Source organism: Christensenella hongkongensis (assembly GCF_000981035.1).
In the GTDB taxonomy this organism is placed as follows: Bacteria; Bacillota; Clostridia; order Christensenellales; family Christensenellaceae; genus Christensenella; species Christensenella hongkongensis.
The window spans coordinates 1-527 of the sequence record NZ_LAYJ01000084.1 but is presented as its reverse complement, the minus strand read 5'-3'; the positions used below and the strand labels follow the sequence as shown (position 1 = coordinate 527).

Below are 527 nucleotides of genomic sequence, written 5' to 3'. Positions count from 1 at the left end.
GACCTACGAGGAAGACGGCGTAGAAAAGACGGCAGCGTTTGACATCACAGTGAATGCACCTGTGCCTGTTCTGGACAGCATCGAAGTGACGGCAGAGCCGACGAAGACGACGTATACGGTGGGTGATACGTTTGATGCTGCGGGATTGGAAATAACGGCACACTACACCAATGGCGGAGCGGATAAAGTGCTGACAAGCGGTGAGTATACGCTTTCAACGCCCGATATGGGTACAGCAGGAACGAAGACGGTTACAGTGACGTATGAAGAGGACAGCGTAGAGAAAACGGCGAGTTTTGACATTACAGTAAACGCCCCCGCGCCTGTTCTGGACAGCATCGAAGTAACAGAGAATCCGACGAAGACAATATACACGGTGGGTGATACCTTTGATGCTGCGGGATTGGAAGTCACCGCACACTACACAAACGGCGGCGCAGACAAGGTGTTGACGAGCGGGGAATACACGCTTTCCACGCCCGATATGAGTGCGGCAGGTACAAAGACAATTACTGTGACGTATGAAG

General features: G+C 52.4%; 1 protein-coding gene. It reads left to right on the top strand.

All coding sequences use genetic code 11. From position 1 onward, the window contains the following. The coding region (locus tag CHK_RS06170) for a bacterial Ig-like domain-containing protein (RefSeq protein ID WP_046443168.1) at positions 1 to 527 on the top strand (527 nt) is incomplete at both ends.